Consider the following 26466-nt stretch of genomic DNA (forward strand, 5'->3'; position numbering starts at 1 on the left):
TGACGACACACTGTTGACAACTCTGTGAACGTGCACAGAATTGGACGTGAGACCTCACCGTTGGGTTTTCTGTGAACGTACACAGACTAGGTAGATGCCGGCGATGCTGTCAAGCGCGGAGTTCGCTCGGGAACGTTATGGTTATCAAATGGTGACAATCCCGTCTCGACACAAACGCGCGACGATTCACGATGTCGCCGTGGAGGCCGGCGTGTCCCGCGGCACGGTCAGTCGGGTCGTGAACGACGAACCCTACGTCTCGGCGTCAGCCAGGACCGCCATCGAAGCAGCCATCGAGAAGGTTGGTTATGTACCGAACAACGCAGCACGCAGCTTGGTCATGCAGCGCTCAGAAGCAGTCGGCTTCATCGTGCACGAGCCACACTCGCTATTTCTGGATGACCCGAACATCGGCGGCATCCTGCTCGGGGCCAATACCGTGCTCTCCCACTCGGACTACCAGATGGTCAGCCTCGTCATCGACTCCCAGCGCGACACCGACCGCGTCGCCCGCTACCTCAGCGGCGGTTTCGTCGACGGCGTCATCATCGTTTCCGCCCGCCGGGAAGACCCAATAACCCAAGTCATCGAGAAGCTGCGCCTTCCGGCCGCTTTCGTTGGACATCCGCCAGAGCAGAGCCCTCTGCCATTCGTAGGAATCGATAACCGGGCTTCAGCGCGCGCGATCACGAAACGCCTGATGCAGACCGGACGCAAGCGCATCGGCATGGTCGCCGCTGCACTCGATCGCGATTCCGGTGCCGACCGACTCGCTGGCTTCACGGATGCCCTTGGCGACCGCTTCGACCCGGCTCTCGTCGCTCGAGTACCGCTCTACACCTTCACCGACGGGGTCAGAGGTATGTGCGCGCTGCTTGAACACGATCCACTGATTGACGGCGTGTTCGCAGCATCTGACGCTGTGGCGGCCGGAGCCCTTGAAGCACTCCGCCATGCCGGGCGCAGCGTGCCCGGTGACGTCGGCATCGTCGGATTTGACGACAGTTCCTGGGCGCTACGCACCCAGCCACACCTGTCGACCGTGCACCAGCCCGCCTTTGGCCTGGGTGAGCGCGCAGCCGAGTGCGTGCTCGGCCAGCTGCGCGGCGAGGAGCAACCCGCCGACGGCATCCTTCTCGAGACACCTATCATCTGGCGCGACTCCGCTTGAGCGAAGAACTCCAAGGATTCCGCACCCGGCATGGCATACACCACCTCTGGTGTACCGATAGTCGCCAATGAACTCGATGAAAACCTGGGGGCTGAACACGGCGACGATAAAACACAATCATGCATCTGTCGCCAACTTCTCTTCTATTCCGCCGCGACCGTAAACAGAACGGCCCGCGTCCGAGGACGCGAGCCGTTCTTCGTGCAGAATCCGTGACTAGCTGGTGAGGCCGTCCACGTACTCCTGGTTGTCTTCGATCCACTGGGCGACGATCGGGGCATAGTCCGAGCCCTCGTAGTCGACGAACATGACCTCTTCGAGGGTGTAAAGAGTCTCGAGGTCCATCTCGAAGCTTTCGATCCAGCCGCTGGCTTCAGGGAACTTTTCCGAGAAGTCGGCGCTGCCGAAGGCGTGCAGGCTCTCGACGGACTCAAGGGTGCCTTCGGGGTCTTCGAGGTTCTTGATCGGGAACGAGCCGTAAGCCCAGTGCGGCTCCCAGAGGGTCACGACGACGTTCTCGCCGGCATCCGTGGCTGCTTTGAGCTCGGTCAGCATGGCTGCCGTCGACGATGTGGTGAATTCCATGCCCTCGAGGCCGTAGGTGGGAATGACGCGATCTTCGGTCGCGGCGGTCAGACCGGCACCGGCTTCGATACCCACGATCTGGTTACCGAACAGGTCAGCGTTCTCGGCCAGCTCGGCGAGCGAATCAATCGGGGCGTTCGCGTTCACCGCGATGGTGAGCTTGGACTCGTTGTTCCAGGCGCCGAGGTCGGTGATCTCGTCGCCGTAGGTCTCGAGGTACTCGCCGTGGGTGTCGGGCAGCCAGATGTCCATGGTGAGGTCGTAGTCGCCAGTGGAGAGGCCCTCGTAAACGGGAGCGACGTCGGCGTACTCGAGTTCGACGTTGTAACCCTTCTCGTCGAGAATGGCTTTCCAAAGCTCGGAGACAGCGACGCCTTCATCCCAGCCGTTGAACACGGCGAGGGTGACGTTTTTCTGGTCGTCGTTGCCGTTTCCGACCGTCGCGACCTCGGTTTCGGCAGCACAGCCCGCTAGGGCGAGGAGCGAAACTGCTCCAAGGGCAATAAGGGGTGTTGAACGAATCTTCATGCGTCTTCCTTTCGTGCCACCCGCTGCGGGTGACTGGGGATTGACTCGTGGTGCGTGCGCCGGCTCCAGCGGAGCCTGCGCACATGGAACGGATGCGGGGGGCATCCGTTGGGAGGAGGGGATCAGAATGAGCAGATCAGACGAGAGCCGGTGCTGGCACAGCTGTCGGCGGGGCTTTCGAATCCGCGGTGTGACGAACAGCCTTACGGGCAGCGAGCCTACGTCCAAGCGGGGTGCTTCCATTGCCGAGCCCGGCGGTGACACGGTCGAGGAAGATCGCCAGGATGACCACGGCGAAACCGGCCTCGAAACCGAGGGCGACGTCGAGGCGCGACAGGGCCGCCACAATCTCACCGCCGAGAGCACCGGCGCCGACCATGCCGGCGATGACGACCATCGAGAGTGACAGCATGATGACCTGGTTGATGCCGGCCATAATCGTCGGCGTTGCCAGCGGCAGCTGAATTTGCCTCAGGATACGCCATGGGCTCGCGCCGAAGGCCTGTCCGGCCTCGACTACCTCTTTGTCGACTCCGCGGATGCCGAGTTCGGTGAGCCGCACACCGGGTGCCAAGGCAAAGATGATGGTCGCCACGATGCCGGGAACCTCGCCGACCCGAAACAAAATGAGGGCCGGAACCAGGTAGACGAAGGCCGGCATAGTCTGCAAAAAGTCCAGCATCGGCCGAATGGCACTCGAGGCGACCGAAGATTTGGCCGCGAGAATACCGAGCGGAACACTCAGCCCGATGGCGATGACGCTCGCCACGAGAACCAGGGCGAGGGTCAACATCGCGTTTTCCCACTGATTGACGCCGAGAATGAGCCCGAGGCCGATCACGGTTCCCACGGCGAACTTCCAGCCGCGGACGGCGAAGCCGATGGCCGCCGCGATCGCGATGATGGCGTAAAACGGCGGCGTTACGAGCGCGAAGGCTACGCCTTCGAAGGCACCGTCAACAATCAGGCGAATGAAATCAAAAACAAACCCGAAGGTAACCGTGATCCATCCGATAAAAGACTCGATCAAGGTGCCCAGGGGAATACGGAAGTCGTTCACGCTTCGGCTCCGTCCAGCGCTGTATCGCGCAGAATATCGGTAATAACGTTGACCGGAATCGTCGCTGGCGGGTGAATCAGCGGCAATTCACCCGTGCTCGTGGTGACGTTGCCAATTGCAGCGAGCAGGGTGACGCGCGGAATGACGCCGAGCAAGCGATTCTTCGAGTCGACGACTGCGATGGGCAGGTCGCTGCCGACGGAAGGCTCGACCAGATCGACCAGGGCAGTGTCGGGCGCGACGGTGGTGGCATCGTCTCGAATGATTGTTCGCAGGTCAGCGTCCCCGGTCTTGACCATTTTGAGAACGTCACGGTCGCGCACGATTCCGGCGAAGGTGCGGTCCCGGTTGAGTACGAAGGTGACGGATGTCTGCAAATCACGCATCGTACGCAGCGCTGCCCGGGGGCCGGCCGTTTTGGTGACGACGGCACGCACAGGTTCCATCACGCTCGTGGCGGTGAGCACGCGGGCCCGGTCGACGTCCTGCACGAACTGGGCGACGTAGTCGTTGGCCGGGTCGGTGAGGATCTCTTCCGGGGTGCCGATCTGAACGATGCGGCCGTCACGCATGACGGCGATGCGGTCGCCCAGGAACATGGCCTCGTTGAGGTCGTGGGTGATGAAGATGATGGTTTTGCCTAGCGCGGCCTGCAGCTCGATGAGCTGCTCCTGCATCTCGCGGCGAATGAGCGGGTCGAGGGCCGAGAAGGCTTCGTCCATGAGCAGCACGTCGGTGTCGGCGGCGAGGGCACGGCCGAGGCCCACTCGCTGCTGCATTCCGCCCGACAACTCGGACGGCAGGCTGTCGGCCCAGCCAGCGAGGCCGACGAGGTCGATGATTGTCTGAGCCTTGGCGAGGCGTTCCTCTCGCCCCATGCCCTGAATCTCCAGGCCATAGGCCACGTTGTCGATCACGCTGCGGTGCGGCAGCAAAGCGAAGTGCTGGAATACCATGGAGATGCTTTTGCGGCGAACGTCGCGCAATTCCTTGGCTGACACGTCGGTGATGTCGGTGCCGCCGACGGTCACTGTGCCGGAGGTGGTCTCCCACAGGCCGTTGAGCATGCGGATGAGAGTCGACTTGCCCGAGCCGGACAGGCCCATGACGACGAAGATCTCGCCCCTCTTGACATCGAAGGAAGCATCGATGACGGCGGCCACTCCGAGGGAGGAGATTTCGGCGCGGCTCTTGCCGGCCTTGAGCTTCTTGACGATTTCATGCGGACGACGTCCGAATGCTTTGTAGAGGTGATCCGCCTTGACGGCGATGGTTTCTGGACTCTCGATCACGCGTTCTCCGGTGCACGTCGAAGACAGCCGATTTCACAGCTGACACCGGGGCGTGCTCTCTTGTCGGACGGGTTGGCGCCAAGCGGCCCGAACACGGTAATCGGTGTGAAATGAATCCGTGCGGGCTGGAGCAATCATGGGATCGCAGCCATTGGTACCACACCATACGAAGGCGGCCGTTCCATCTCAAATGGTGGCTACGTCTGCGCGTCCTGGTGAAGGGTTATAAGACCGTCAATAATCATAACACACCCCGATTTCGGCTACCCGAAAGACGTAGGCAAAAAAGGGGTGCCGTCCGGTAGGATTCCTCCGGACGACACCCTTAGCGCGAGTCTAATGCTCGACTTTTCGGCTCAAACGCGTTCCAATACCCGGGACTGTGCGGCCTTCTCTTCGGTGCGCCGGGTGTCTGCGACGCTCACGTGGCTGTGGGTGAGCATGGTGCGTTCGTCAAACGGTTCAAGCTTGTCGAGCACGCGGTCAACCTGCACCCGGTCTATTTCCTTGGTCCAAGAACCGATCATGACGGTCGCGACCGCATTGCCGGTGAAGTTGGTCAGGGCGCGGGCCTCGGACATGAACCGGTCGATGCCGACGATGAAACCGACGCCGCCGACCAGCTGCGGGGCGTGAGCCTGCAGTCCGGCGGCGAGGGTGGCAAGGCCCGCGCCGGAGACTCCGGCGGCACCCTTGCTCGCGATGATCATGAACACGAGCAGGCCGAGCTGCTCACCGAACGCGAGCGGCTGGCCGAGCGCATTGGCGATGAACAGCGACGCCATCGTCAGGTAGATCGCGGTGCCGTCCAGGTTGAAGGAGTAACCGGTCGGTACCGTGACACCGACGACGGGCTTGGAGACGCCGAGGTGTTCCATCTTGGCGATCAGGCGCGGCAGGGCCGCTTCGGAGGAGGAGGTGGAGACGATCAGCAGGTATTCCCGGCCGAGATAGCGCATGAGCTTAAAGATGTTCACGCCGGTGACGAGCTTGAGCAGGCTCCCGAGAATGACCACGATGAAGATAATACAGGTGATGTAGAACGCCGCCATGAGGGTGAACAGGCTGATCACGGCCTGAATGCCGGTGGCGCCGACGACCGCCGCGATCGCGCCGAATGCACCGATCGGGGCGAGCCACATAACCATGATGAGAATGCGAAAGACCAGGGCTTGCACGTGCGCGATACCTTCGAGAATCGGCTTGCCAGCCGGGCCCATTCGCTGCAGCGCAAAACCGGCGATGAGTGCGACGAGCAGTGTCTGCAGAATATTGCCGCTGGTCAGCGACGACACCAGGGTTTCGGGCACAATGCCGAGCAGAAAGGAGTGGGTGTCGGCTGATTCGGTGACCGTGAAGTTGCCACCCGACAAGTCCATGCCGTCGCCCGGGTGGATCAGGTTACCGACGACCAGGCCGATGCCGAGCGCGAAGGTCGACATGATCGTGAAGTAGCCGAGGGCCAGGCCACCGATCTTGCCGACGGTCGCAGCCTTGGCGATCGAGCCGATGCCGAGAATGATCGTGCAGAAGATGATCGGCGCGATCATCATCTTAATCAGGGCGATGAACAGGTCACCGAGCGGCTCAAGCGAGACAGCAAAACCCTTCTCGCCGCCCCAGACCAGGCCAACGACGATACCGAGAATGACCGCGATAATAACGGCCATATAGAGGTAGTGCGATGAGTCGAGCTTCTTCCTGGACTTGGCGGGTTTCTTCGACTTGGTACGGGGTGATGGCGTCGATGCCATGGCAGACTCCTTTGTCTAGGCTTATCGGGACCACGGCGGGCTCCGGCTGCTGCAATGTGTTCCACACTGGTCGACACGGCTCACGCGGTCACTGTTGCGGTCATATTGTTCATGAGTGACAGAAAGGTACCTACGCATGCGCAGGGAATGGAGCATAGCCAGGCGGCTTTTTGTCGCGCACGCGCTGTTCGTCGTCGTGGTGTCGGGCTTGGTCGCGACCATTCTGTTCGTCGATGCACGCGATCGTGGCTACAACGAGACCAGCAACCGGATGCTCGCCGTCGCCACCGCCATCGCTGACAGTCCCCTTGTGCTCGCGGCCAGCGAAGCCACCAACCCGAGCACGACGCTGCAGCCCTACGCCCTCGAGCTGACTAAGGACGCCGAGCTCGACTTCATCACGATCATGGCCCCGGACCGCACTCGCTGGACCCATCCGAACGCGGCCGAAATCGGTCAGGACTACATCGGCGCGATCGAGCCGGCTGTATCCGGAACGGCCTTCACCGAAATCAGCACTGGGACGCTCGGGCCATCCGTTCGTGCCGTCGTGCCGGTAACGGATGCTGGCGGCACCATACGCGCGCTCGTCGCGGTCGGCACCACAACGACGAACATCTCGATCGCCCTGAACGCTCGGCTGCCCTCCGTGCTGGGCCTGGCGCTGGCGCTCCTGGCGTCCGGGTCGGTCGGCACCTGGCTGCTCGGGCGTTATCTGCGTCGGGTCACCCTGGGCTGGGGACCGGAGCATCTGGCGCAACTGTTCGTCTACTACGACTCCGTGCTGCACTCGGTGCGGGAGGGTCTGGTGCTGGTCGATCTGCACGGTGACCTCGTGCTCTACAACGATCAGGCGGCCACCTTGTTGGGTATTCCACCACGCCCGACCGCGGGGAGTTTTGGGCGACCGCAAGCTCTGACGGCCCTGAGCCTGCCGCCGAGTCTCGGCGAATTACTGCGGAGCGGTCGCAGCGCGCACGACGAGATTCATGTGACAGGCACGCGGGTACTCGTGGTGGATCAAGAGCCGGCGACCGCCTCGGGGAACGCGGGTGCCAGGGCGGAACCGATGGGGTTCGTGGCGACGATTCGTGACCACACCGATCTGCAGAACCTCGGCAGTGAGCTGCAGTCGATGCAGACCCTGTCCGATGCATTGCGAGCGCAGACCCACGAGCATTCCAACCGGCTACACACGATCGTGTCGCTGATGGAACTCGGCCGCACCGATCAGGCGCTCAAATTTGCCACGAAAGACCTCGAATTGAGCCAGCAACTCGCCGACGAGATGGTCGGTTCGGTTGACGAACCGGTGATCAGCGCCCTGATCATGGGCAAATCGGCGCAGGCCAATGAACTGGGTATCGCCTTGACCGTCACGGCGTCCGGCACGCTCGCGCAGTCCGGACTGTCGATCCAGGACCTCGTGACGGTGCTCGGCAATCTGGTCGACAACGCGCTCGATGCGGCGGTGGCCGGCGAGGACCCCCGCCGGGTATCGGTCACGGTGTCGTCGACCGAGCAGGCTGTCGTGATCGAGGTAGCCGACAGCGGTGCCGGTGTGGCGCCCGATGTCATCGACAACGTGTTACGGCTCGGTTTCAGCACCAAGGGTATTGGCGCGACCGGGACGAACCTGACCGGCACCGGCAGCACCGGCGCGGGCGTTGCCGAGCCGGGCCGCTCGATCGGCGGACGCGGTCTTGGTTTGGCTTTGGTTCGACAGGCCGTCACCCGCCTTGGCGGCACGCTCGACATCGGACGCCGCTCGGGGGCGGTGTTCACTGTGACGATTCCGGCGGTGCATCCAGTGCCAGTGAAGAATCCAGCGGCGGTCGGTCATGACTGAGTCTGCGCCGATTCGCGTGCTCGTCGTCGAGGACGAACCACTCGCCGCCGAGGCGCACGCCGTCTACGTCGGTCGCCTGGCCGGGTTTGAGCTCGTCGCCACGGTCAGCACCGGGCAGGAGGCCTTTCGCCGGGTCGCGGCGGCCGCCTCGGCTGGCACCCCGATCGACCTCGTGCTGATGGACATGAACCTGCCAGACGCCCACGGGCTCGACGTGAGCCGGCGCATCCGTTCGGCCGGTCTGTCCACGGATATCATCGCCATTACCGCGGTGCGCGACCTTGACAATGTGCGCGGCGCGATTGCGGCCGGCGTCGTGCAATACCTGATCAAGCCGTTTACCTACTCGACCTTCGCCACGAAATTATCCAGTTACCGGGACTTTCGTGCGAAACTGAACGCGCAGGCATCCGTTGTGACGCAGTCGGGGGTCGATCACGCGTTCGCGAGCCTGCGCGCGCCGACCGACATTCCGCTACCGAAGGGCCTGGCCGATTCGACGCTGAATCCGTTGGTCACCTATTTGCAGGCCCAGACCGCACCGGTCTCGGCGAGCGAACTGATGGAGCCGCTGGGGCTCTCCCGGGTGACCGCGCGCCGCTACCTGGAATATCTCGCCAACAGCGGTCTCGTACTGCGCGCGCCGCGCTACGGCACGCCAGGGCGGCCCGAGAATGAGTACAGCTGGAAGCGCGGTCTTTAGCGATTCGTGAAGACCGACGGGCGCTTCTCGATGAAGGCGGCCATACCCTCGCTTTGATCTTCAGTGGCGAATACCGAGTGAAACAGGCGACGTTCCAAGTGGATGCCGCTGCTCAGCATCGATTCGTACGCCGCATTCACGACCTCCTTGGCGAGCATCGCGATCGGTGCCGATTTGGCCGCGATCTCCGTCGCGGTCGCGAGGGCATCGGCAAGCAGCTCGGCGGCAGGCACGATGCGGGCGACGAGACCGGCACGTTCGGCTTCGACGGCGTCGATGGTGCGGCCGGTGAGGATCATCTCCATCGCCTTGGCCTTGCCGATGGCACGGGTGAGGCGCTGGGATCCGCCCATGCCAGGAATGACACCGAGCTTGATCTCGGGCTGGCCGAACGTCGCCGTGTCGGAAGCGATTATGAAATCGCAGATCAGGGCCAGTTCGCAGCCGCCGCCAAGGGCGTGGCCGGAAACAGCGGCGACGACCGGGGTGCGCACGGCGGCGAGCTTGTCCCAGCCGGCGAACCAGTCCTGGAGGTACATGTCCATGTAGCTCATCGACGCCATCTCCTTGATATCGGCGCCGGCCGCGAAGGCCCGCTCCGAACCGGTGATGACGATCGCACCGATTTCGGGGTCGACGTCGAGCCCAGTGGCGGCACCGACGACGTCCTGCATGGTGGCGAAGTTGAGCGCGTTCAGCGCCTTCGGACGATTGAGCGTGATCACGCCAACCCGGCCGTGGCGCGCGAGCAGGATGTTCTCATAGGTGTCGGTGGTGTGCATCGTGTCGCTCACGCTGTTGCCTCTCGTTCGGTGTTCTGGCGAAGTTCGCCGGTCGTCTGGATTTCGCCGGTCAGGCGTGGATCGACGCTCGTTCCAGATTCGGCGGGAGCAAGCGTTCGCGATAAGCGCAGCTCCCGCTCCCGCAGGGGCGCGAAGTACGCCTGCACGTCGGTTTTGGACACGGCATTGAGGCTGCTCGGCTGCCAGTGCGGGTTGCGGTCCTTATCGATGACCTGGGCGCGAATACCCTCGACCACATCGTGGCCGGCCACCATGCGCAGCGACACCCGATACTCCTGCTCGAGTACGTCTTCGAGGTCGGCCAGGTCACGGGCGCGGCGGAGGGATTCGAGGGTGACCGTGACGGCGGTCGGCGACTTGGCCAGAATGGCGGTGGCGGCGACGCGGGCCGCAGCAGCGGATGAATTCTGTAGCCGTTCGATGATCGAGGACAGGTCATTGCCGGCGTAGCACTCGTCGATCCAGGCGCGCTCGGCCAGCAGCGGCGCCCCGGGCACCCTCGACTCGGCGAACTCGGCGATGGCCGCGGCAGCGGGCATCCGTTTGAGGGCATCGATCAGGGAATCAAGCCGTGAGGAGTGAACGAAGCTGTCGGCGAGGCCGAGCACGATGGCGTCGGCCCCGGTGATAGTGCCTGCGGTGAGGGCAAGATGGGTGCCGATTTCGCCAGGGATGCGCGAGTACAGGTAGGTGCCGCCGACATCGGGCACGAAACCGATGGTGGTTTCGGGCATGCCGAGTCGGGTGCGTTCGGTCACGACGCGGTGTGAAGCGTGGCCGGAGATGCCGACTCCCCCGCCGAGCACGATGCGGTCCATCAGGGCGACGAACGGTTTGGGGTAGCGCTTGATCTGGGCGTTGAGTATGTACTCGTCGGCCCAGAACCGGGCGTTTTCATCGGGATCGGTGCGGGCGTCGCGGTAAACCGAGACGATGTCGCCGCCGGCGCAAAGGGCACGGTCGCCGCTGCCGGTGAGCAGTACGGTCCGCACCGAGGGCTCGTTGGCCCACTCGGTGAGCGCCGCAGCGATACTGCGAATCATGCCGTGGGTGAGCGCGTTAAGCGCCCTCGGCCGGTTTAAGATGATGCGGGCCAGCGATCCGTCCCGTTGCAGCAGCACCTCGCTGCCCGATTCGGTGCTGGAGTCGGTATTTGACGAGGAGCTGGACTCAGCTCTGGATGACTTGGTGTGGGACAAACCTGACCTCTCCGCGATGATGCGGCCGTACTCCCGCACGAACCCTACTCTTGGCCACAGTCTAACGAGGTGCGCCGAAGCACCCCAGTCGTGCGCCGGCAGCAACTCGCGGTAATGCTCACCGCTTCCTCTGGCGCGCGATACCCCGAACGGGCAAAAAAACCCCGCCGCACTGAGAAACAGTGACGACGGGTAACGGTGGTGCACCCCCCGGGACTTGAACCCGGAACCCACTGATATGGAGTGCCGATAGTAGGGGGTGGGACGTATGAGTAACGAGCGGGAGAATACCGGCATCCAAGGCAATCGCTTATGTATTGGCAGGTACGCATATGGAGTGATTCGTATCTCAAAGTAGCGAGTAAGTGGCGGATCCTGGGGACTGCACACACACAAAATAGATCAACGAATTTCTCGAATGGAATCCAATCCACCGCCCGCGCTAGGCTCGTGGCAAGACAGGGGGAACCATGACAGACCAGACACCATTCTTTGAGACAGCCGCGGCCGGCACAACGTCACCGAAACGAAACCCGTTCGAGATCAGCCTCGGCGCCGGTGGAGCGGGTGCGCTCATTGGCGGGATCGTCTTGTCTGCTGTCGGCGAGAACATCTACGCGCATGACACCGAAGTAGCCGAATTCGGGAACACCCTGTCCGGTGCTTTCTACACGTCCCCGGACCAGTGGGGCGTGCAGCTCGCGACCTTCGGGAACCAGCTGTCGACGGTTGGCGTTGCTGTCCTGATCGGGCTGGCGTTCTACGCCATGGGGCGATGGAATAAGCGTCACCAGGCGTAGAGGCTCGCGTGCCGTTCGAGGCAGGTCGATGAGGCTGCGGATCACAGTGAGGGCGCTGAGAGCCGGCCGCGGCAAGTAGGGCAACTCATCGCTTTCGTAAAACGTCCCATCCTGATTGGATGGGGTCTGGCCGTGGCTGAGTTTTCAACTACGGAACGCTCAATCGAGGGGGTATTGCAAATGAGTTGGTCTGGCAAGATAGCGGGCATCCTGGCTAAGGGTCTCAATCAAAATGTAGTCGATGGCAAACTACTTGACGCTGGAAAAGACCTTGAGAAGGTCATAAACGAAATGATCGACGCGAGGCTCAAGGATAAGTAGGAACGACGAAAAAGTCCCGTCACCCAATCCCTGAGGAGCGAGCAGCGGGGAAAGGTCATGCAGGCAGTGCGTCTAACTGGAGTGGTTGGTATCTCAGAGTAGCGAGTAAGTGGCGGATCCTGGGGACTGTACGACCCCTAACCCGCTACCGTCTCGCATGATCAACCCTTTCGATCCCGCGGCGTTAACGACGAAAAAACCCAGCCTCCGAAGAGGCTGGGTTTCGTTAAGCAGCAGCAGTTTGTGCAGCTATCAGGGGAATCAGAAGGTTTTTTTGAACGGCGCAATCGCGGCGTCTATTTGGGCTTGGTCGCCGCCAACTTCGCGGTAGTGTTTGGCTAACCTGGCGACTTCCGCGGGGATGGCGACCAGTTTCGCCCGGCGTTCCTGCTCAGTGATGATGGTGATACGGTCGGCGTCGAGGTCGGCGTCGGTGGCGGTTGTGAAGTCCATGTGTGTTGCCTTTCCTTATGCGGCGGTTCCAGGTGGTGAGGTCGGCCGTGCATGATCGGTCGTCCATGTTCCTGTGCCTTGAACCCGTTCGCCGGCTACCCCGTAGAAGCCGGTACTGGAATCAAGAATTTTTAATTTGCCGGTGTTTAAACCGTAAGGCTTCACGAACATAACGTACAGAGATGTCGAGATTCCTGATGCAATACGCAGAAAAGTACGAACGCTGCCCGGGGCTATCCCTGATGCTGCACAAGACCTCGCCCGGTGCCCACGGTTTCAGAAGCTTTCCGCTCTAGCACCCATCGTGCCGTTCAGATAAGTGAATAAGGTGCCCCGGCCGGCCATCGCTCACTGGGTACCGGCACAACGAGAAAAAGCCCCGCCACCTCGTGAGAGGGGCGCGGGGTTGTGCGTCTTTAGGACGGCCTTGAACCGGGCCAGCAAGCGACCGATAGGCTCGTCTCATGACTGATACACCAACGAACGCCGACATCTGGACCGCCACGGGGAAGCCACTGACCGGGATTGGAGCAGGGCGCTACCGGTTGACAAGCGAGTTCTTGTACTTCGAAAAAGGCTTGCTCTCGCTCAAAGCCGAACAAATCCACTGCCACGAGATCCACGATGTCGACGCCCGCCAGACCCTCACCCAAAAAGCACGCAGCGTCGGGACCATCACGCTGAAGGCCCAGCGAGTGTCTGGCGCGGAAATCGTGACAATCGAGGACATCCCCAATTTCCGCGAGGGAGTGTCGGCGATCAATGAAGCCGCGAACCGCTCGCGTGAGGCGCTCCGCGTTCGAGAGCAGACTCAGAATGTGAACTACGCCGGTGCTCGGCCTGATGCTGCCCCCGCATCTGGCGTCGATGTGAACGTGGAATTGGGGAAGCTTGCGGCGTTCCGTGACCAGGGCGTGCTCTCTGAGGAAGAGTTCGTCGCTGGCAAGAAAAAGCTGCTCGGGCTGTAGGCCGACGGAAGGTCGCCCTGACCCTGACTGCAGACACATAGTTCCCATTGATTCACTGGGGCTACGACGAAAAAGCCCCGCCACCTCCTGAGAGGGGCGGGGCTTTCGTATTACGCGGCGACGGCGCTGCCCGCGATATACGCGCTCACCAGGTACGCCGCGTTACGGTCGAGGTTCTGCCGGCCCCAGTCGTAGCGCGTCGTGATGCGCGGGTCGGAGTGGGTGGCGAAGTCCTGGGCGTCGCGGTAGGCAGCGTGCATGCGTTCATGAAGCTAGTGGGCGCAGTCTCGCACCTCGATGCAGGCTCGCGGCAGGGCTTTACGCAGGGCGGAGTGCCTTCACGACTGCAGCCATAGGCATCACGAGTCGTCGAGTACCGGGGACGAGAGCGAACCCAGCCTTGGCGTACCAATCCACCAGACTTTCGTCGGCCGCGTCAATGACCAATAGCTGATGAGGACTGCGGTTATGAACTTCCGCGGCCATCTGCATGGCAGCTCTTAGGAGCGCTTTGCCGTGACCATGGCCGTGGTGGTCAACTCCAACGCCCATCTGGCAGAGGAGGATCCCCGCCGCGTACCCCTCTTCATTGGACCCCCTCCTGAGTCGATTGGAGAACCCGTCGACAGACACGATGATGGTCTTCAAAGCGAAGAACGCATTGACTAGCTGTCCGTCGAGACACACGTGCGTGGTGACGCTGTGTGAGTTTGCTCGCGATTTTTCGTGGAGCCAATCATCCACTGTCGTTCTACCACAGCTGAAGTCCTCGATGTTGTGGGTGTCGTTTAGTGTCTCGACGCGCTCCCAGGCGCGCGGCATCAGGCGTCGAGGAAACGGACTAGTTGAGCTGCGATGTCGTCATCGTTAAGGCTGTCAAAAAACGTAGCAGGTATGGCGAGAACGCCCTCATGAAAGATTCTCTCGGCGAGGGGCACGGTCTCGCGAAAATAGGATTGCATGTCCTCGTCCGGAATGACTTTCCGGTACGAGTTCAGAACATAGTGATTCTTCCAAGGGTCTTGCTTGTGAGTCAGCGTCCAGAGTTGGGACGCCGAGACATCCCTGTACATCTCCCATACCGCGTCAAGGAAGATGGCGGTATCCGCGGGAACGTGCTCGTCATCATTCGATGAGAACTCATTTTGCGGAGTCACGGCGATAATGTTCCGGCCCGGGTACTTCCCCCAGGTTTTGTAGACGACTGGGCCGTTTTCGAATGCCTCAACATTCTCATCGAAGAGGCGCTGCCCTGTCGAAGCTAGAAAATTTGATTGAGCTAAATACATCAGCTTCTGGAGCTTGAGTGGAGTCACGTCCGGTTCGGCGCGCAACGAATCGCGCTGGATGAAGTACTTCGCCACAGCGTTGGCCTCAAGATGGTGGCTGAAGGCCACCGGGCTGTCTTTCGGCACAACGTCTCCAATCATCTCGGATGTAACTATTCACAGGTTTATCCACAGGTTTATCCACAGGTTATTCACAACCTTATGCACAGGCTATTCCAGAGCCTAGCAAAAGTGCGCGCTATTTCACGAAATGACTTGCAACATGGTACAGCCGAATCGGGGCGTGTGGGCAGTTGACGACGAAAAACCCCGCTGCCCAATCCGGTGAAGGATCAAGCAGCGGGGCATTGGTGTGCGGGTGGTGCCTATGGGGCGGTGTACGTCGGCGTCTTGGAGCTGCCGAGCATGAGCGTCTCGATCTTCGGCCAGCGGTTGCCGAGCCACCGGGCGAGGGCGTAGTAAGCAAGGATCACGAGCGCCGTCACGAGCGAGTACAGCAGCGTGCGCCATTCGGGATCGACAGCGGCGAGGAAGTCGAAGACGGCGGGGATGCGGCTGGCGAGCCATGTGAGCAGTGCACCGATCAGTGCGGGCACTCCGGTTCGGACGTACGCCAGGGCACGGATGCGGATGGTATCGCCGAGGGCGAGTTCAGTGGTGGTCATTGTTTCTCCTTATTTTCGTTGCGCAGTCGTTCGATCTGCGCTTTGGGTCTGCTCAAGTTCATATCTGAGCTGCTTGTCCTCTTTGTCGGCTGCGTCAGCCCGGTCGTAGAGGCCTTTCACCCCGAGCTCGATCCGTTCGACCGCTTCCTCAGTGCGCACTTGGGCGTCTTTCAGCGTCGAACCGCCATTGCGTGTCGTCTCCTTCTTGATGCCGATGATCGACTCATCAGTGCGGGTGATGAACGCGGGTAGCTGTCCGAGCGCATCGAAAAGGGCAATGGTCTTCTTTAGCGTCGGCCAGAATCGAAGCAGGAGGCGAAAGATCACCCAGATGGCGACGATGACAATGGCGACTTGCAGCAGGTTGATACCGGCCAACCAGGTCCAATCGAGGTCAGGCATTAGGCTCCTTGGTTGTGCCGTGTAGGGTCGTTTCACGGTCGCGTAACTCCAAGGCCAAAGCATCTCCAAGAGATACCTTCCGGTCGGCCATCTCGAATGCCCCCATCCTGCGTATAATCACCGAACCTGATTGCGTAATCCTGGATGCCGTAGGCTCCGCCGCGTTCAAGCCTTCCGTCTTCAAGACCGTGAAAGACATTTGAGAAGTTCAAGGTCTTTTGAACAGCGGCCTCGAATACGCGCTGAGGATCACCATCATTTGGATAGTTAGCTGAAAGGCGGCCTTTGCTCTGAAGTCCACGAACAACATACTTAGCCAAGTCTCCGGTTGGAAGGCGGATTGCCCAGTCGCCACCGGATCGGAGAATCGGTCCGACGGTGCTACTCGACGGCGGACTCGAAGCGGCAGATGCAGCGGGTGCGGGCGCAGGTACGGATGAGGCGGGCGGCGTGTAGTCACCAGCCTTGCGCCGATTGAGTTCGGCCACGATCCAGTCGAGACGGGACGTGATGTACGGGCCGGGGCACGCCGTGGAAACATACTGCGAATGCCAAGCGATGAAAAACTCGCTCTGATTATAACCAGGAGTGTTCTTCGCGAAGCCCTTGCGAGCGGACTGCGACTCGTGATAGAGGATCGTTTGTAAGAGAGTCTCCATCGTCGCATCACTAATGGGCCAGGCGTCGTCGCCAACACCGCCGACAGAACTATTATCAAGCTCGACGGTCACCGCCTCCTGATCTACAGAGTGGCCAGTGGAGGCGGGTCGGCGATCAGGGTGCACGATGCCGGTTAGATTCCCGAATGCGTCGACATGGTAAGTCGGGTGCGAGTTGCGGTCGTTATATCCGGCAACGTAGCGCAGAACTTTGAGCCCTGCGCCGTGGTGAATGACGAAGCCGTTGATGGGTGATCCGTTTCGACTACCTCCATATCCGTTGTCGATCACTTGCGTTGTGTTGGGTGCCCAGGTTGCCATTGGTGCTCCTTAAATGCGGAACGGGAGCCCGTAGGGGACTCCCGTTGGATGGGTTAGTGAAGGCCGGGTTTACGCTGGCGGGGTTCTCCTACGTCTTGATGATGAAGTTGACGACGCGGGAAGGCTGGACGTTATTGTGAGCGCCACCGCCACCGGTGCTGCGCGTGCTGCGGTCATTCGCTCCGCCACTAGTTAGATAAGCTCGGTTGCCTCCACTGGTCTGATCGGCCCCAGTGTCGTGTGCGTTTATGCTGTGCGCATGCGTCGGCATCTCAGCAACTGTCAGCGTGTGCGTCTTAGCACCGTATGCTTCACCCAGCGCGTCGAACTCGGTCTGTGAAGAATCCAAACCAACAGGCACGCGACCACGGAAATCTGGCACGTTGAACGTGGTCGAACCATCACCAGTTCCGTAAGCGGTACTGATGTCCGCGAACAGGGAGGCGTAGGTCGTGCGGGAGATTGCTTGCCCTTGGCAGAGGAGCCAACCTCCGGGAGCAGTGGCGCGTGCCGTCATTTCGATGTTGCCGGACGGGATAGAGACGCCTTGCGACCTCCCCACGATGATCACACGCCGGTTCGATAACTCGCACCGCACACGATCATCGACAGCGAGACTCAGCGGGTCAACGAGAGAGTCCGGAGTGAAGGGGAGTGCGATGGTGTCACCGTCAAGTTTGATCCGCAATGGGATAGCCCCGTACGTGACCGAGAACCATCCGTTCGCTTCCGCCGCAGACCTCGAAGTCCACGAAACACCATCAGGCGAAGTCATCACCTGGTTCGTACCATCGCCAGCGACCGCCACAAACAAACCAGCCCCGTACGTGACCGAGAACCACTGATTCGCTTCCGCCGCAGACCTCGAAGTCCACGAAACACCATCAGGCGAAGTCATCACACGATTCGTACCGGTGTAGGCCACCGCCACAAACAGACCGGCACCATAGGTGATCGAGTGCCACTGATTCGCTTCCGCCGCAGACCTCGAAGTCCACGAAACACCATCAGGCGAAGTCATCACACGATTACCGCTGCCGGTGACGGCAACCGCCACAAACAAACCAGCCCCGTACGTGACTGCTCGCCATCCGTTCGTTTCCGCCGCAGACCTCGAAGTCCACGAAACACCATCAGGCGAAGTCATCACCTGGTTCGTACCATCGCCAGCGACCGCCACAAACAAACCAGCCCCATAGGTGACCGAGAACCACTGATTCGCTTCCGCCGCAGACCTCGAAGTCCACGAAACACCATCAGGCGAAGTCATCACACGATTCGTACCGGTGTAGGCCACCGCCACAAACAGACCGGCACCGGTAACGGTGCCCCATTTGAAATCACTCATAGCGACAAAACTTCCTGTAGTGAGGTCGTCATTAGACCTAGCGGGTTCGCATCCAACTTGATCGACGTGATCGTGTGCCGTGCGTCGATCCCAGCCGAGACGTTCGCAAACCGCATCACATCAGACACCCTGATTGGTACCGGCAGATGTGTCACCGACACTGCCGCCTGAACAGCTGACGACGCAATCAACGACTGCTGTGCCTTCGCTTCGAGGAACGCAATCACGACCGCATCACTACCCTCCGGTGTTTCAACGCTGTCCAAAACTTTTGTGATCCACCGACCACGGGACGGGTAAGAGAACGGCGAATCCTGGTCAACGTTCGTGTACTCGCCCACCAACGCCGCAACATCCCCCGACGCGGATTGAACGGCAATAACTTTGTTCGGCACATCGAACAAATCTTTGTCGCGTGACCACTCCTGCGAATAAATCGACTGCTCACCATCCACCAACTCACGGGCCACATTCAACAACTCGTAAGACAGGGAACGTTTCGCAGGGACAAGGTACGGGGTTGCCTGAAAATTTCCCACCCCATCCACCCACAGAGAGTTGTAGTTCAGCGCTCCCAACAGGTCATTGACGATCTGCAACTTTGTTGTACCGGCAGGCCACACCATTGCAGAATGGAGTGTGTCTGTGACCGACCCGTCAACGTTGATCGACTCACCAGCCGACGCAACCACAGTGGCGACCGCAGACAGGATCGGCGTAGTGGCATCCACCACGTACGATTCGTCCACAGAATCTTGATCCAGCGCTGTCGCCCGGTCCAGTAGTTCCATATTCAGCACCCTGCCGGTGTCCGACCAGTCCTCCGGTGCAGCACTGACCAGGAACACGCCGAACGGAATTTCCGGCAACCCCTCAATAACCAAAACTGGGCGCAACCGCACCGACTGGATAGCAACCTGCCCGATTGTCATAAACCCGGCCTGCGCAACATCCAGATCAGCCACCCGCAAATTGCCGGAGCCTTTAACCGCCGCATATAAACCCCACGACAAGGATGCCGACCCGTCCACCACACCATCCAGAAACCCGGCCAGACGATCAACCCCGGCAGAATGGGTGAGGATCTCCCACCGGTATGACGTCGTTCTAGAGCCATAAAGAATCTCATTAGTCGTCAACGAACGGACCGGGATTACACCGCTAGGGACCGCGACCACTAGCTAGCCTCCGAAATCGCGTAAGTGAACCCCGTAGACAGGGAATTCGGAAAGTCGAGAGCCCCAGTCAGGGTGCCGAACATTCGACGTCCGGACGGATCCCGATAGCAGACCCGGCCAGCTGTGAGAATAAGATTCTCAACTTCTCTCCAGGTCGATCCTTTATCAGGGACCAACACTGCGGACCCGGATATTTCCAGTGTGCCTGACTCACCGAACAGGGCGATCGGACGTGTTCGCCCCGCCGTTGCCACCAACGCATTCGACCGCGCCGGAGTAGAAGCGAATCTCAGGTTGCCAATGAAGTTGACGATCGTGTCAAACCCCTCACCGGAACTCAAAAACGCCCACTGCCCCTCTGTCGTGGTCGATGTTGCTGCCGTGTCGGCAGTCGCACCATCAGCAGAAAAGGTCGTCACCGTGTACTCGTTAGTACCGTGAATTGTCGGCGTCATGTCCAAAATTGTGAGCTCCGCTGTGGTCGGGTACTCCTCAACCACGGTCTCCGTTTTCCCATCGATCGTCCGCATGATGGTAACCGTGACAGCCGCAGCCTCCCCAGTCCCCGGTGAAGGAATCGCGAGATCCAATTGCGCGATGGCCGAATCCTCCAAATAGACGACCGTCACACCAGCCATCACCGGCAGCGTGTACGCCACCGAGAAAGTCGAGGACACCTGTGAGGAGTTCAGCCCGTTCGAATCCAACACCGTCGCCTTGACCGTGTAGGTGGCATCGTCGCGGACCTTCGTGACCAAACGGGTCCCGCCGAGCGTTGTAGAAACAACCTCCTCCAGCAGTTCCCCACCCCGATACAAACCAATGGTGGCCCGCACAAACGATGCCGATTCTGCCTGCGTAAACCCCAACACCACCGTGAGTCTCGCCCTTGTAGCTGTAGAAGAGTCAGCCGGGGAAGTGATCGACGCGACAGGAAGTGTCTTGAACGTCACCGTTTCCGTCGTGGACCACGGCGAAACCCCAGTATCATCCGGCCCGCCCGACGTAGCTGAACCCCACGTTCGCACCCTGACAGTCACCGTCTCGTTACCGGCATACGTTGAGGCGGAGATCGTGTACGAACTCGTCCCAGACGTCACCTTCCCGGTGCTCTCCCAGGTAGAACCACCATCGGTGGAGTAACCGAACTCGTAAGCGGTCTGTCCGGTCGTATCAACCGGGTTGTGCTCCCACCCGACCACCAGATCAGCAGCCTTATCCGCGTCCCTCGGAACGGTACCGAACGTTGGTGCATTCGGGGATGCGAGGAGCTGCACACTATTGGACTGCACAAACGCGGAAGTCAACGCCCCAGTGTCAAGATTCTTCGCTTGCACCCGGTACGCGTGCACCTGCGAGTTGTCCGGGTCCTCATGCGTGTACGAGGTCCCACCGGTACCGACAGTTGTCAGCGCCGACCCATCCCACGTGGTAGTACCATCGGACACCACACCATGCCAAACCACAGTCTCATATTCGGAGAACGCGACATTGTTAGCCCACGAGACAATGATGTCCGAACCGGACTTCGCCGCCGACACCGACGAGGGAGCAGCCGGAGTCGTGTAGATCGGGATTGAGGATGCCGAATACGCAGACGAACCCGCGCTGTTGCTAGCTACGACCCCGTAGATGATCTTCTGGTTCGCCGCCGCAGTGAGGGCCACCGACGAGGCAGGAGAAATGTTGGCGGCATTCGCCCACGCGCCACCGTTGATCATACGGCGGACCGTGTTCGTTGTTGGCTGACCGTTCGACGGCGACGACTGCGCCCACGAAACCGTCACCTGACTATCCGAATTACGGACTCCAGCCACAGACGTAGGAGTACCCGGCAGGGATGTGAGCTTCGTCAGCGGGAAACCGCTACTACCAATATTCGCGGTCCCCAGAGTTGTCCCGGACGCATGCGACGCCGACACCGTAACAGAACCGGAACCATCCGGGTTGTGCCCAACCCAGCCCCCACCAGATGCGATCAGTACCCGACCACCCACAGGTGTACCCGAATAATCCGTGCCCGAACCGGAACCGCCAAACCGGAACCCACCAAACGTCCCCGACACCCCGCCCGGCGCAGACACCGAATACCCCGAACCGTCGTTATTCCACGGCGTATCCCCGTTGCCACGATAAATGTGCAACGCCCACGAAACATACGACCGGTTGTTAGCCGGCTGAGGAGAACTCTCAGAAACATCCAACTGCAACTGCCATGCAGTCTTCGACGAATATACGGCCGCAAACGTTGCCATCAGATAATCCCCTGCCTTGACTGAACACGCACATACCCGGACAGGGTACGAGCCAGTTTTTCGATAGTGATATCGGACAACTCCATCGGCCCCGGATCGGCAGGCGGGTTATCCTCACCGAACGCATCCCGGATCTTCGCCAACTGCGGCCCACCCAACGGCACCACCGCCTCGTCGTACCGGCCTTCTCCAATGTTTGCGATGATCCCGCCAGGACGCTTCGAAACAATGGCACCATCAGCCAGACGTGGAATCTTGCCAATGTTAATGTCGATACCGACCGCATCCCCGATAGCCCCAGCGACACCGTTGATACCACCAATAACACCGTTCACCGCATCGATGATCGAGTTGATGACACCCTTCACCACCGACACGACACCATCGAACGCACCACGGATGATGTCCCCGATCGCATTGAACACTGTCCCGAACACAGCCTGCACGGTTCTGATGGCACTGAGGATGCCTTCCCAAATCCCGGTAAAGAATGAAGAGATCCCATTCCAGATGTTTTCCCACACTGCGCGGATCACATTCACAACAGTGGTGATGATCGTCCGCACCGTATTGATATACAGCGTGATGAACGCGACAATGCCCTCCCAGATCCCTGTTATGAAGTCGGAGATGCCCTGCCACAGCCCGGTGAAGAAATCACCAAGCGCGGTGAACACAGTCGTCGCGACGTTGACGATATTGGTCCACGCCTCGGTGAGGAATTGGGTGAAGTTCGCCCAAATCTGCTGCCCGAGTTCCGTCTGGGTGAAGAACCAGATGAGGCCAGCGACGAGGGCCACGATCGCGAGGATGATCAGGCTAATGGGATTCGCGTTCAATGCCGCGTTGAAAAGCCACTGAGCTGCCGTAGCGACCCCTGTAGCCGCGACGCCTGCCAGTAATGCGACCTTCACCGCAAGGCTCGAACCCGCTTGCGCATAGCTCGCTGCGGTCAATCCATAGGTACCCGCAGTGTAGGCAAGCTGTACTGCCTTCACCGTCCCCATAACGGCAATAACCCCGGCCTGCACGACGGAAACCGTCTTCGACACCACATTCCATGCCACGATCGCAGCGACCAGGACTCCGACCGAGGCCGCAAGTGGTTTCAGCCAACTAATGTTGTCCTGAAAAAACTTCGTAGTGTTCTTGATCGCGTCACTGATCCCCTCGATCGCACCAATCGCGACATCAGCCGCGCGGCTGACCATCGGGGCAAGCTCGCTCACAAGAGGCAGGAGCTTCGTCCCGATCGCGACCGTAATGTTGTCGATGGCGATCTTCCACTGGTTGCCGAACGACTGTGCCCCCTTCTCGCCGCCGCCCAGTGCCTTCTCGAAGTTCTCGCCAGTCGCTTCAGCCATGACCGACAGGACGTCATCGAGCTCCACCGCCCCTTCGGACACCATCTTGTTGATGTCGTCCATTGAGACACCGAAATGCGCAGCCAGGCCCGAAATGATTGGCACACCGGCTGTGGAGATTCGGTTCAGGGAATCCATCCCGACCCTGCCCATGTTCACGATGTCTGTCAGTCCACCCGTGACACCACCGAGCGCTTCCGAGCTGCCGCCCGCCGCGGTGATCGCCAGGCCAACATTCTTGAGAATGCCAGTGGCGTCCTTCCCCTGCACTCCCGCATAAGCGAGCGACTCCCCTGCTTTCAGGTATGCCTGATAGTCGATCGGTGAATCCTTCGCCACGTCACGCAGGCCCGCCATAACATCCGTAGCGCCCTTCGCCGACCCATACAGGCCCGTCAGCGTCCTCTGCGCCGTCTCGATACCCACTGCCGCCCTGAACCCGGCAGCACCAGCCACGGCAAGAGAGGCTCCTACCGCGACAGCACCGATCTTCGCGGCGGTCTTCACCCCAGCCATGATCGAACTGCCAGCCTTGCGGCCCGTCGCCTCGCCACCGATCGCACGCTCGATATCCTTTTTTACACCGGGCATTTTGGTGGTGAGCGTTATGTACGCGTTTGCGATCTCTGTTGCCATGAAATCACCCCCCTTTCCTCTCGAAACCGAATATTTGGTTAGGCATCCACGCGGTCGCTCTTGCGCTAAGTTCGTCCACTTAGTAGATTGTCGACATGTTGGAAACACTCGCGAAACTTCGTCAGATCGCGGACGACATCGCCACACGCCCCGGCCTCATCGAGCAGGCAAGGGAACATGGCGCGACATGGGAGCAGATCGCCGAAGCGGCTCGAATGAGCAGAGCCGGAGTGATCAAGCTCCACAACACACACAAGGAGGACCAGTCATGACACACACATGGACACGCACTCAGCAGAGGTTTAGAAAGCTATTCACCGTCGGCGCAGTCGCCGCCGTAGCCCTGCTCGGGGTGACCGCGTGCAGTTCGCCAGAACCGTCGACCGATACCGTCGAAGAGGAGCCGACAGACGCCGCCCTAAGCCAGGAAGTCGCTGCCGGATACATCGAGACGCTCAGCCTCGGATTCCCTGACTGCGACTGGACGCCTGCCGATAGCAGCAGCTCCGAAACGGCGATTGTCTACATGACCTCGTGCACGTCAGACGAACTCATACTCGCGACAAGCGACCAATCCGCCGTCAAAGTATGGGCAGAAGACATGGCCACCAACACCGACCTCAACGGATACGTGATCCGAGGCGACGACTACGCACTCTTCGCGCTGGACAAAGGCAACCTGGCACTCGCGCGTGATCTACTCGGCGGAGACGGTGAAGTAGTAGACCTCAGCTAGTCCTTCGCCATACGTGATTGACGCCGCAGGTATGCGGCAGCCTTCCGGTCCTGCGCGTCCTCCCGCGCCTCACGCTCATGCGCATACTCAGGCGGTTTCGGCGGCTCAGGCTTCTTACCCTTACTGCCACTGTTCTGGTACACCAGCGCCCGCAACAAGTACTCGACAGCCTGCAATCGTTGCACCTCACGCGGCACCGCAGACGGCCCACCCATCGACACCCACAAAGCAGTCCCGGCAGGAAGCCACACCACCAGATCGGCCAAGTCTGTTGCCCGCATCGTGTCGCGGACGTGACGTAAATCGATTCCGTACGATGCCCTGAGCGAAGCCCGCAAAGCATCCTCATGCTTCACGATCGCGACACTCAGGGTTAGGAGTTTGGGTCGATAGCCTTAAACAAATCCCGGATGAACTCCACAACAGGCTCCACGCGGATACGCCCGGTCTCGCCCCGGAAATGATCCAGAGCCTTCTGCGTGTCATCGCCGAGCAGGCGGCGGAACAGAGACGGAATCCGGCCAGCATCACCATCCTCGGCGCGCCCAAGATCATCGAGCAGCTCCCAGTCATCCAAAGCCTCGTCGAGGACGCTCACGGTGATCCCATGCAGGGTGACCTTCTTGCCCCAGTCGAACTTCTCCACCTTCGGTTTCGGTGGCTTGTGATCCTGTGGTTTCTTCGGTACAGACTTGATTTCACTCATGGTGGCTCTCCTAAATGTGTGGTGGCACTCGTGTGTTGAGGTGGGCGGGGCGAGTGCCACCAGCAGTTCCCCGGCCACCAGTCAGTTACGGCAGCGCGACAGTCGCGTCCGAATCGGTTCCACCCGTCAGCGCTGACCCGTTCGCGGACAGCGACACGGCGGTCGGGAACGTGATCACAATCGGACCAGAACCGGTAGCGGTGATGCCGGTGATACCCGTAACGCCCGACAGAGCGTTCAGGGCGGAGGCAATAGTGTTCGTGCTCGCGCCGTAGGCGATCGGCGCAGTAGCAGAACCGTTCAGGGTGAGAGTGTACGTGCCACCAGTTGGCGTACCCGAAATGGTGAGATCCCAGACCTCCCCCAGCAGGGATTCCGACGTCGACTCGATTGAGATGTAATCGCCGACTATCTCACCCATGAACGGAAACCCCGAAATGTCCGAGCTCACGAACACCCGGTCGCCGTCAGGGACGATCTCGAACCGTTCAATGACGAGCCGTTCCTTCACCGTCACATCGTCAGCATCAAAAATGTCGATCACCGCTGCGCGAGCAGAAACCTTCTGACCGGCCCCACGTGTGGCCGTCCGCACGCCACCATCAACGGTGGCGTTCTTCTCGTCATAGCGGAGACTTTTCGTCTGCGCCTTCGACTCCAAGGCGGTGAACCCGACAGTCGTGCCAGACTCCTCCATAATCGAGCGAACCACATTGCCGCCCTGATGCCCACGAATAGCAGTCTTCGAACCCGTCGCGGTCTCGGTAATACCGTCCTCATTCAACCACCCCACATCCTCGAATGCTGAGTCGAGCGCCCCGTCTAGCGTGGTCGGCGGGGTAGTGCCGAGCGGGGCCAAGTTGATACTGTCACTGTCGGAGCCGAAGATCCGGGCGTTTGAGCTATTTACGGTCATGATGATTCCTTTCAATAGCCGGACATGACCGGCATGAGAAAACCCCCACCGGTTTGGCAGGGGTCGAATAGTGGTTAGCGGGCGGCGCGCACCATCAGTGCGATCGTGAACCGGTAGCGATCCACGTCACCGTCAGGATTGAAGTATGGGCGTGTGACTTCCTCGACCCCGCGCACGAGCGGCATCTGCGTGTACCTATTGAGAAACGCATACCGAATGTCGCCGATTATCTCGGACGCCTCAACAGTCGAAGCTGCCCACACATCCACCGTTATCTGAACCCGCTCAAGAACACGGTTCACAGCAGACCCACCGTTCGCCCACGCCCGCACATACCTGGTAGGGCGCGGATTGGGAACCTTCGTGCCGACTCCCGTCGAGCCAACACGCGCCTTGATGAACGGCAAGATCATTGCCTCGACGTCAGCGAACTTCATCGGCCCGCGTCCAATGACCGCTCGAGCACAGCATCTTCCGCCTGCCGTCTCCGCCCGGCCGCGTCAGC

General features: G+C 60.5%; 30 protein-coding genes. 9 read left to right on the forward strand and 21 right to left on the reverse strand.

The features are described from left to right. Positions 1 to 148: 148 nt before the first annotated feature. Positions 149 to 1171, forward strand: coding sequence for a LacI family DNA-binding transcriptional regulator (locus CXY71_RS15290; RefSeq protein ID WP_104137465.1), 1023 nt, complete (start codon positions 149 to 151; stop codon positions 1169 to 1171). Between the two features lie 30 nt (positions 1172 to 1201). Then, on the forward strand, positions 1202 to 1387 hold the full coding sequence (locus CXY71_RS22155; protein ID WP_104137163.1) for a hypothetical protein: 186 nt from the start codon (positions 1202 to 1204) through the stop codon (positions 1385 to 1387). Here the strand turns inward: CXY71_RS22155 and CXY71_RS15300 are convergent, their stop codons facing one another. From CXY71_RS15300 to CXY71_RS15315, 4 genes are all read right to left on the reverse strand, one after another. Then, positions 1388 to 2284, reverse strand: a complete 897-nt coding sequence (locus CXY71_RS15300; RefSeq protein WP_104137166.1) for a glycine betaine ABC transporter substrate-binding protein — start codon at positions 2282 to 2284, stop codon at positions 1388 to 1390. It lies immediately after the preceding gene. A gap of 136 nt (positions 2285 to 2420) precedes the next feature. Then, on the reverse strand, positions 2421 to 3344 hold the full coding sequence (locus tag CXY71_RS15305; RefSeq protein ID WP_104137169.1) for a proline/glycine betaine ABC transporter permease: 924 nt from the start codon (positions 3342 to 3344) through the stop codon (positions 2421 to 2423). Next, positions 3341 to 4636 (reverse strand): glycine betaine/L-proline ABC transporter ATP-binding protein, encoded by a 1296-nt coding sequence (locus CXY71_RS15310; protein ID WP_233204663.1) that lies wholly within the window; start codon positions 4634 to 4636, stop codon positions 3341 to 3343. Before CXY71_RS15310 ends, CXY71_RS15305 begins: the two co-directional genes overlap by 4 nt. A 356-nt stretch (positions 4637 to 4992) precedes the next feature. Continuing rightward, positions 4993 to 6390 carry a cation:dicarboxylase symporter family transporter gene (locus tag CXY71_RS15315; protein WP_104137172.1) on the reverse strand — a complete coding sequence of 466 codons (1398 nt, stop codon included), beginning with the start codon at positions 6388 to 6390 and terminating at the stop codon, positions 4993 to 4995. 136 nt (positions 6391 to 6526) lie between these two features. On the opposite strand from CXY71_RS15315, the gene CXY71_RS15320 reads away from it, so the two are divergent. Together CXY71_RS15320 and CXY71_RS15325 are read left to right on the forward strand one after the other, a co-directional pair. After that, positions 6527 to 8239 carry a sensor histidine kinase gene (locus CXY71_RS15320; RefSeq protein ID WP_104137176.1) on the forward strand — a complete coding sequence of 571 codons (1713 nt, stop codon included), beginning with the start codon at positions 6527 to 6529 and terminating at the stop codon, positions 8237 to 8239. Then, positions 8232 to 8942: a response regulator gene (locus CXY71_RS15325; protein WP_104137179.1), complete on the forward strand. Its 711-nt coding sequence runs from the start codon at positions 8232 to 8234 to the stop codon at positions 8940 to 8942. The genes CXY71_RS15320 and CXY71_RS15325 overlap by 8 nt, the downstream gene beginning before the upstream one ends. Here CXY71_RS15325 and CXY71_RS15330 read toward each other — a convergent pair. After that, complete coding sequence (locus CXY71_RS15330; protein ID WP_104137470.1) at positions 8939 to 9724, reverse strand: enoyl-CoA hydratase; 786 nt, start codon at positions 9722 to 9724, stop codon at positions 8939 to 8941. The genes CXY71_RS15325 and CXY71_RS15330 overlap by 4 nt on opposite strands. 8 nt (positions 9725 to 9732) lie before the next feature. Next, positions 9733 to 10983: an enoyl-CoA hydratase/isomerase family protein gene (locus CXY71_RS15335; RefSeq protein ID WP_233204664.1), complete on the reverse strand. Its 1251-nt coding sequence runs from the start codon at positions 10981 to 10983 to the stop codon at positions 9733 to 9735. 431 nt (positions 10984 to 11414) lie between these two features. Here CXY71_RS15335 and CXY71_RS15340 point away from each other — a divergent pair, with 431 nt between their 5' ends. After that, complete coding sequence (locus CXY71_RS15340; protein WP_104137185.1) at positions 11415 to 11744, forward strand: hypothetical protein; 330 nt, start codon at positions 11415 to 11417, stop codon at positions 11742 to 11744. A gap of 132 nt (positions 11745 to 11876) precedes the next feature. Next, a complete protein-coding gene (locus CXY71_RS15345; RefSeq protein WP_104137188.1) occupies positions 11877 to 12065 on the forward strand; it encodes a hypothetical protein in 189 nt (62 codons plus the stop codon). 261 nt (positions 12066 to 12326) lie between these two features. On the opposite strand, the gene CXY71_RS15350 is transcribed toward CXY71_RS15345, so the two are convergent. Then, positions 12327 to 12518, reverse strand: a complete 192-nt coding sequence (locus CXY71_RS15350) for a hypothetical protein (protein ID WP_104137191.1) — start codon at positions 12516 to 12518, stop codon at positions 12327 to 12329. Between the two features lie 464 nt (positions 12519 to 12982). Here CXY71_RS15350 and CXY71_RS15355 point away from each other — a divergent pair, with 464 nt between their 5' ends. After that, positions 12983 to 13486 (forward strand): PH domain-containing protein, encoded by a 504-nt coding sequence (locus tag CXY71_RS15355; protein ID WP_104137194.1) that lies wholly within the window; start codon positions 12983 to 12985, stop codon positions 13484 to 13486. Positions 13487 to 13596: 110 nt separating this feature from the next. Here the strand turns inward: CXY71_RS15355 and CXY71_RS21185 are convergent, their stop codons facing one another. The 10 genes from CXY71_RS21185 to CXY71_RS15400 all read right to left on the reverse strand — a co-directional run bounded on the left by CXY71_RS21185 (position 13597) and on the right by CXY71_RS15400 (position 23603). Beyond that, on the reverse strand, positions 13597 to 13746 hold the full coding sequence (locus CXY71_RS21185; protein ID WP_158253121.1) for a hypothetical protein: 150 nt from the start codon (positions 13744 to 13746) through the stop codon (positions 13597 to 13599). A gap of 58 nt (positions 13747 to 13804) precedes the next feature. Continuing rightward, a complete protein-coding gene (locus tag CXY71_RS15360) occupies positions 13805 to 14308 on the reverse strand; it encodes a hypothetical protein (protein WP_104137197.1) in 504 nt (167 codons plus the stop codon). Continuing rightward, positions 14308 to 14901 (reverse strand): Panacea domain-containing protein, encoded by a 594-nt coding sequence (locus CXY71_RS15365; protein ID WP_158253122.1) that lies wholly within the window; start codon positions 14899 to 14901, stop codon positions 14308 to 14310. The genes CXY71_RS15360 and CXY71_RS15365 overlap by 1 nt, the downstream gene beginning before the upstream one ends. Before the next feature lie 239 nt (positions 14902 to 15140). Then, positions 15141 to 15440, reverse strand: coding sequence for a hypothetical protein (locus CXY71_RS15370; RefSeq protein WP_104137204.1), 300 nt, complete (start codon positions 15438 to 15440; stop codon positions 15141 to 15143). Between the two features lie 9 nt (positions 15441 to 15449). Next, a complete protein-coding gene (locus CXY71_RS15375) occupies positions 15450 to 15842 on the reverse strand; it encodes a hypothetical protein (protein ID WP_104137207.1) in 393 nt (130 codons plus the stop codon). Positions 15843 to 15874: 32 nt separating this feature from the next. Then, positions 15875 to 16822, reverse strand: a complete 948-nt coding sequence (locus tag CXY71_RS15380) for an N-acetylmuramoyl-L-alanine amidase (protein ID WP_104137210.1) — start codon at positions 16820 to 16822, stop codon at positions 15875 to 15877. Positions 16823 to 16910: 88 nt separating this feature from the next. Further along, on the reverse strand, positions 16911 to 18170 hold the full coding sequence (locus CXY71_RS15385) for a tail fiber protein (RefSeq protein ID WP_104137213.1): 1260 nt from the start codon (positions 18168 to 18170) through the stop codon (positions 16911 to 16913). Further along, positions 18167 to 19309 carry a hypothetical protein gene (locus CXY71_RS15390; RefSeq protein ID WP_146072848.1) on the reverse strand — a complete coding sequence of 381 codons (1143 nt, stop codon included), beginning with the start codon at positions 19307 to 19309 and terminating at the stop codon, positions 18167 to 18169. Before CXY71_RS15390 ends, CXY71_RS15385 begins: the two co-directional genes overlap by 4 nt. A gap of 38 nt (positions 19310 to 19347) precedes the next feature. After that, complete coding sequence (locus CXY71_RS15395) at positions 19348 to 21603, reverse strand: hypothetical protein (RefSeq protein ID WP_146072849.1); 2256 nt, start codon at positions 21601 to 21603, stop codon at positions 19348 to 19350. Continuing rightward, positions 21603 to 23603: a tape measure protein gene (locus tag CXY71_RS15400; RefSeq protein WP_104137222.1), complete on the reverse strand. Its 2001-nt coding sequence runs from the start codon at positions 23601 to 23603 to the stop codon at positions 21603 to 21605. The genes CXY71_RS15395 and CXY71_RS15400 overlap by 1 nt, the downstream gene beginning before the upstream one ends. A gap of 95 nt (positions 23604 to 23698) precedes the next feature. Here CXY71_RS15400 and CXY71_RS21190 point away from each other — a divergent pair, with 95 nt between their 5' ends. Then, complete coding sequence (locus CXY71_RS21190; RefSeq protein WP_158253123.1) at positions 23699 to 23875, forward strand: hypothetical protein; 177 nt, start codon at positions 23699 to 23701, stop codon at positions 23873 to 23875. After that, positions 23872 to 24339: a hypothetical protein gene (locus tag CXY71_RS15405; protein ID WP_104137226.1), complete on the forward strand. Its 468-nt coding sequence runs from the start codon at positions 23872 to 23874 to the stop codon at positions 24337 to 24339. The genes CXY71_RS21190 and CXY71_RS15405 overlap by 4 nt, the downstream gene beginning before the upstream one ends. Here CXY71_RS15405 and CXY71_RS15410 read toward each other — a convergent pair. From CXY71_RS15410 to CXY71_RS15425, 4 genes are all read right to left on the reverse strand, one after another. Continuing rightward, positions 24336 to 24695, reverse strand: coding sequence for a hypothetical protein (locus tag CXY71_RS15410; protein WP_146072850.1), 360 nt, complete (start codon positions 24693 to 24695; stop codon positions 24336 to 24338). The genes CXY71_RS15405 and CXY71_RS15410 overlap by 4 nt on opposite strands. Positions 24696 to 24712: 17 nt before the next feature. Further along, positions 24713 to 25045 carry a hypothetical protein gene (locus tag CXY71_RS15415; RefSeq protein ID WP_104137232.1) on the reverse strand — a complete coding sequence of 111 codons (333 nt, stop codon included), beginning with the start codon at positions 25043 to 25045 and terminating at the stop codon, positions 24713 to 24715. Positions 25046 to 25130: 85 nt separating this feature from the next. After that, positions 25131 to 25961 carry a hypothetical protein gene (locus CXY71_RS15420; RefSeq protein WP_104137235.1) on the reverse strand — a complete coding sequence of 277 codons (831 nt, stop codon included), beginning with the start codon at positions 25959 to 25961 and terminating at the stop codon, positions 25131 to 25133. Positions 25962 to 26035: 74 nt separating this feature from the next. Then, positions 26036 to 26398, reverse strand: a complete 363-nt coding sequence (locus tag CXY71_RS15425; RefSeq protein WP_104137238.1) for a hypothetical protein — start codon at positions 26396 to 26398, stop codon at positions 26036 to 26038. Between the last annotated feature and the right edge of the window lie 68 nt (positions 26399 to 26466).

Source organism: Cryobacterium sp. Y62 (genome assembly GCF_002929785.1).
Taxonomy (GTDB): Bacteria; Actinomycetota; Actinomycetes; order Actinomycetales; family Microbacteriaceae; genus Cryobacterium.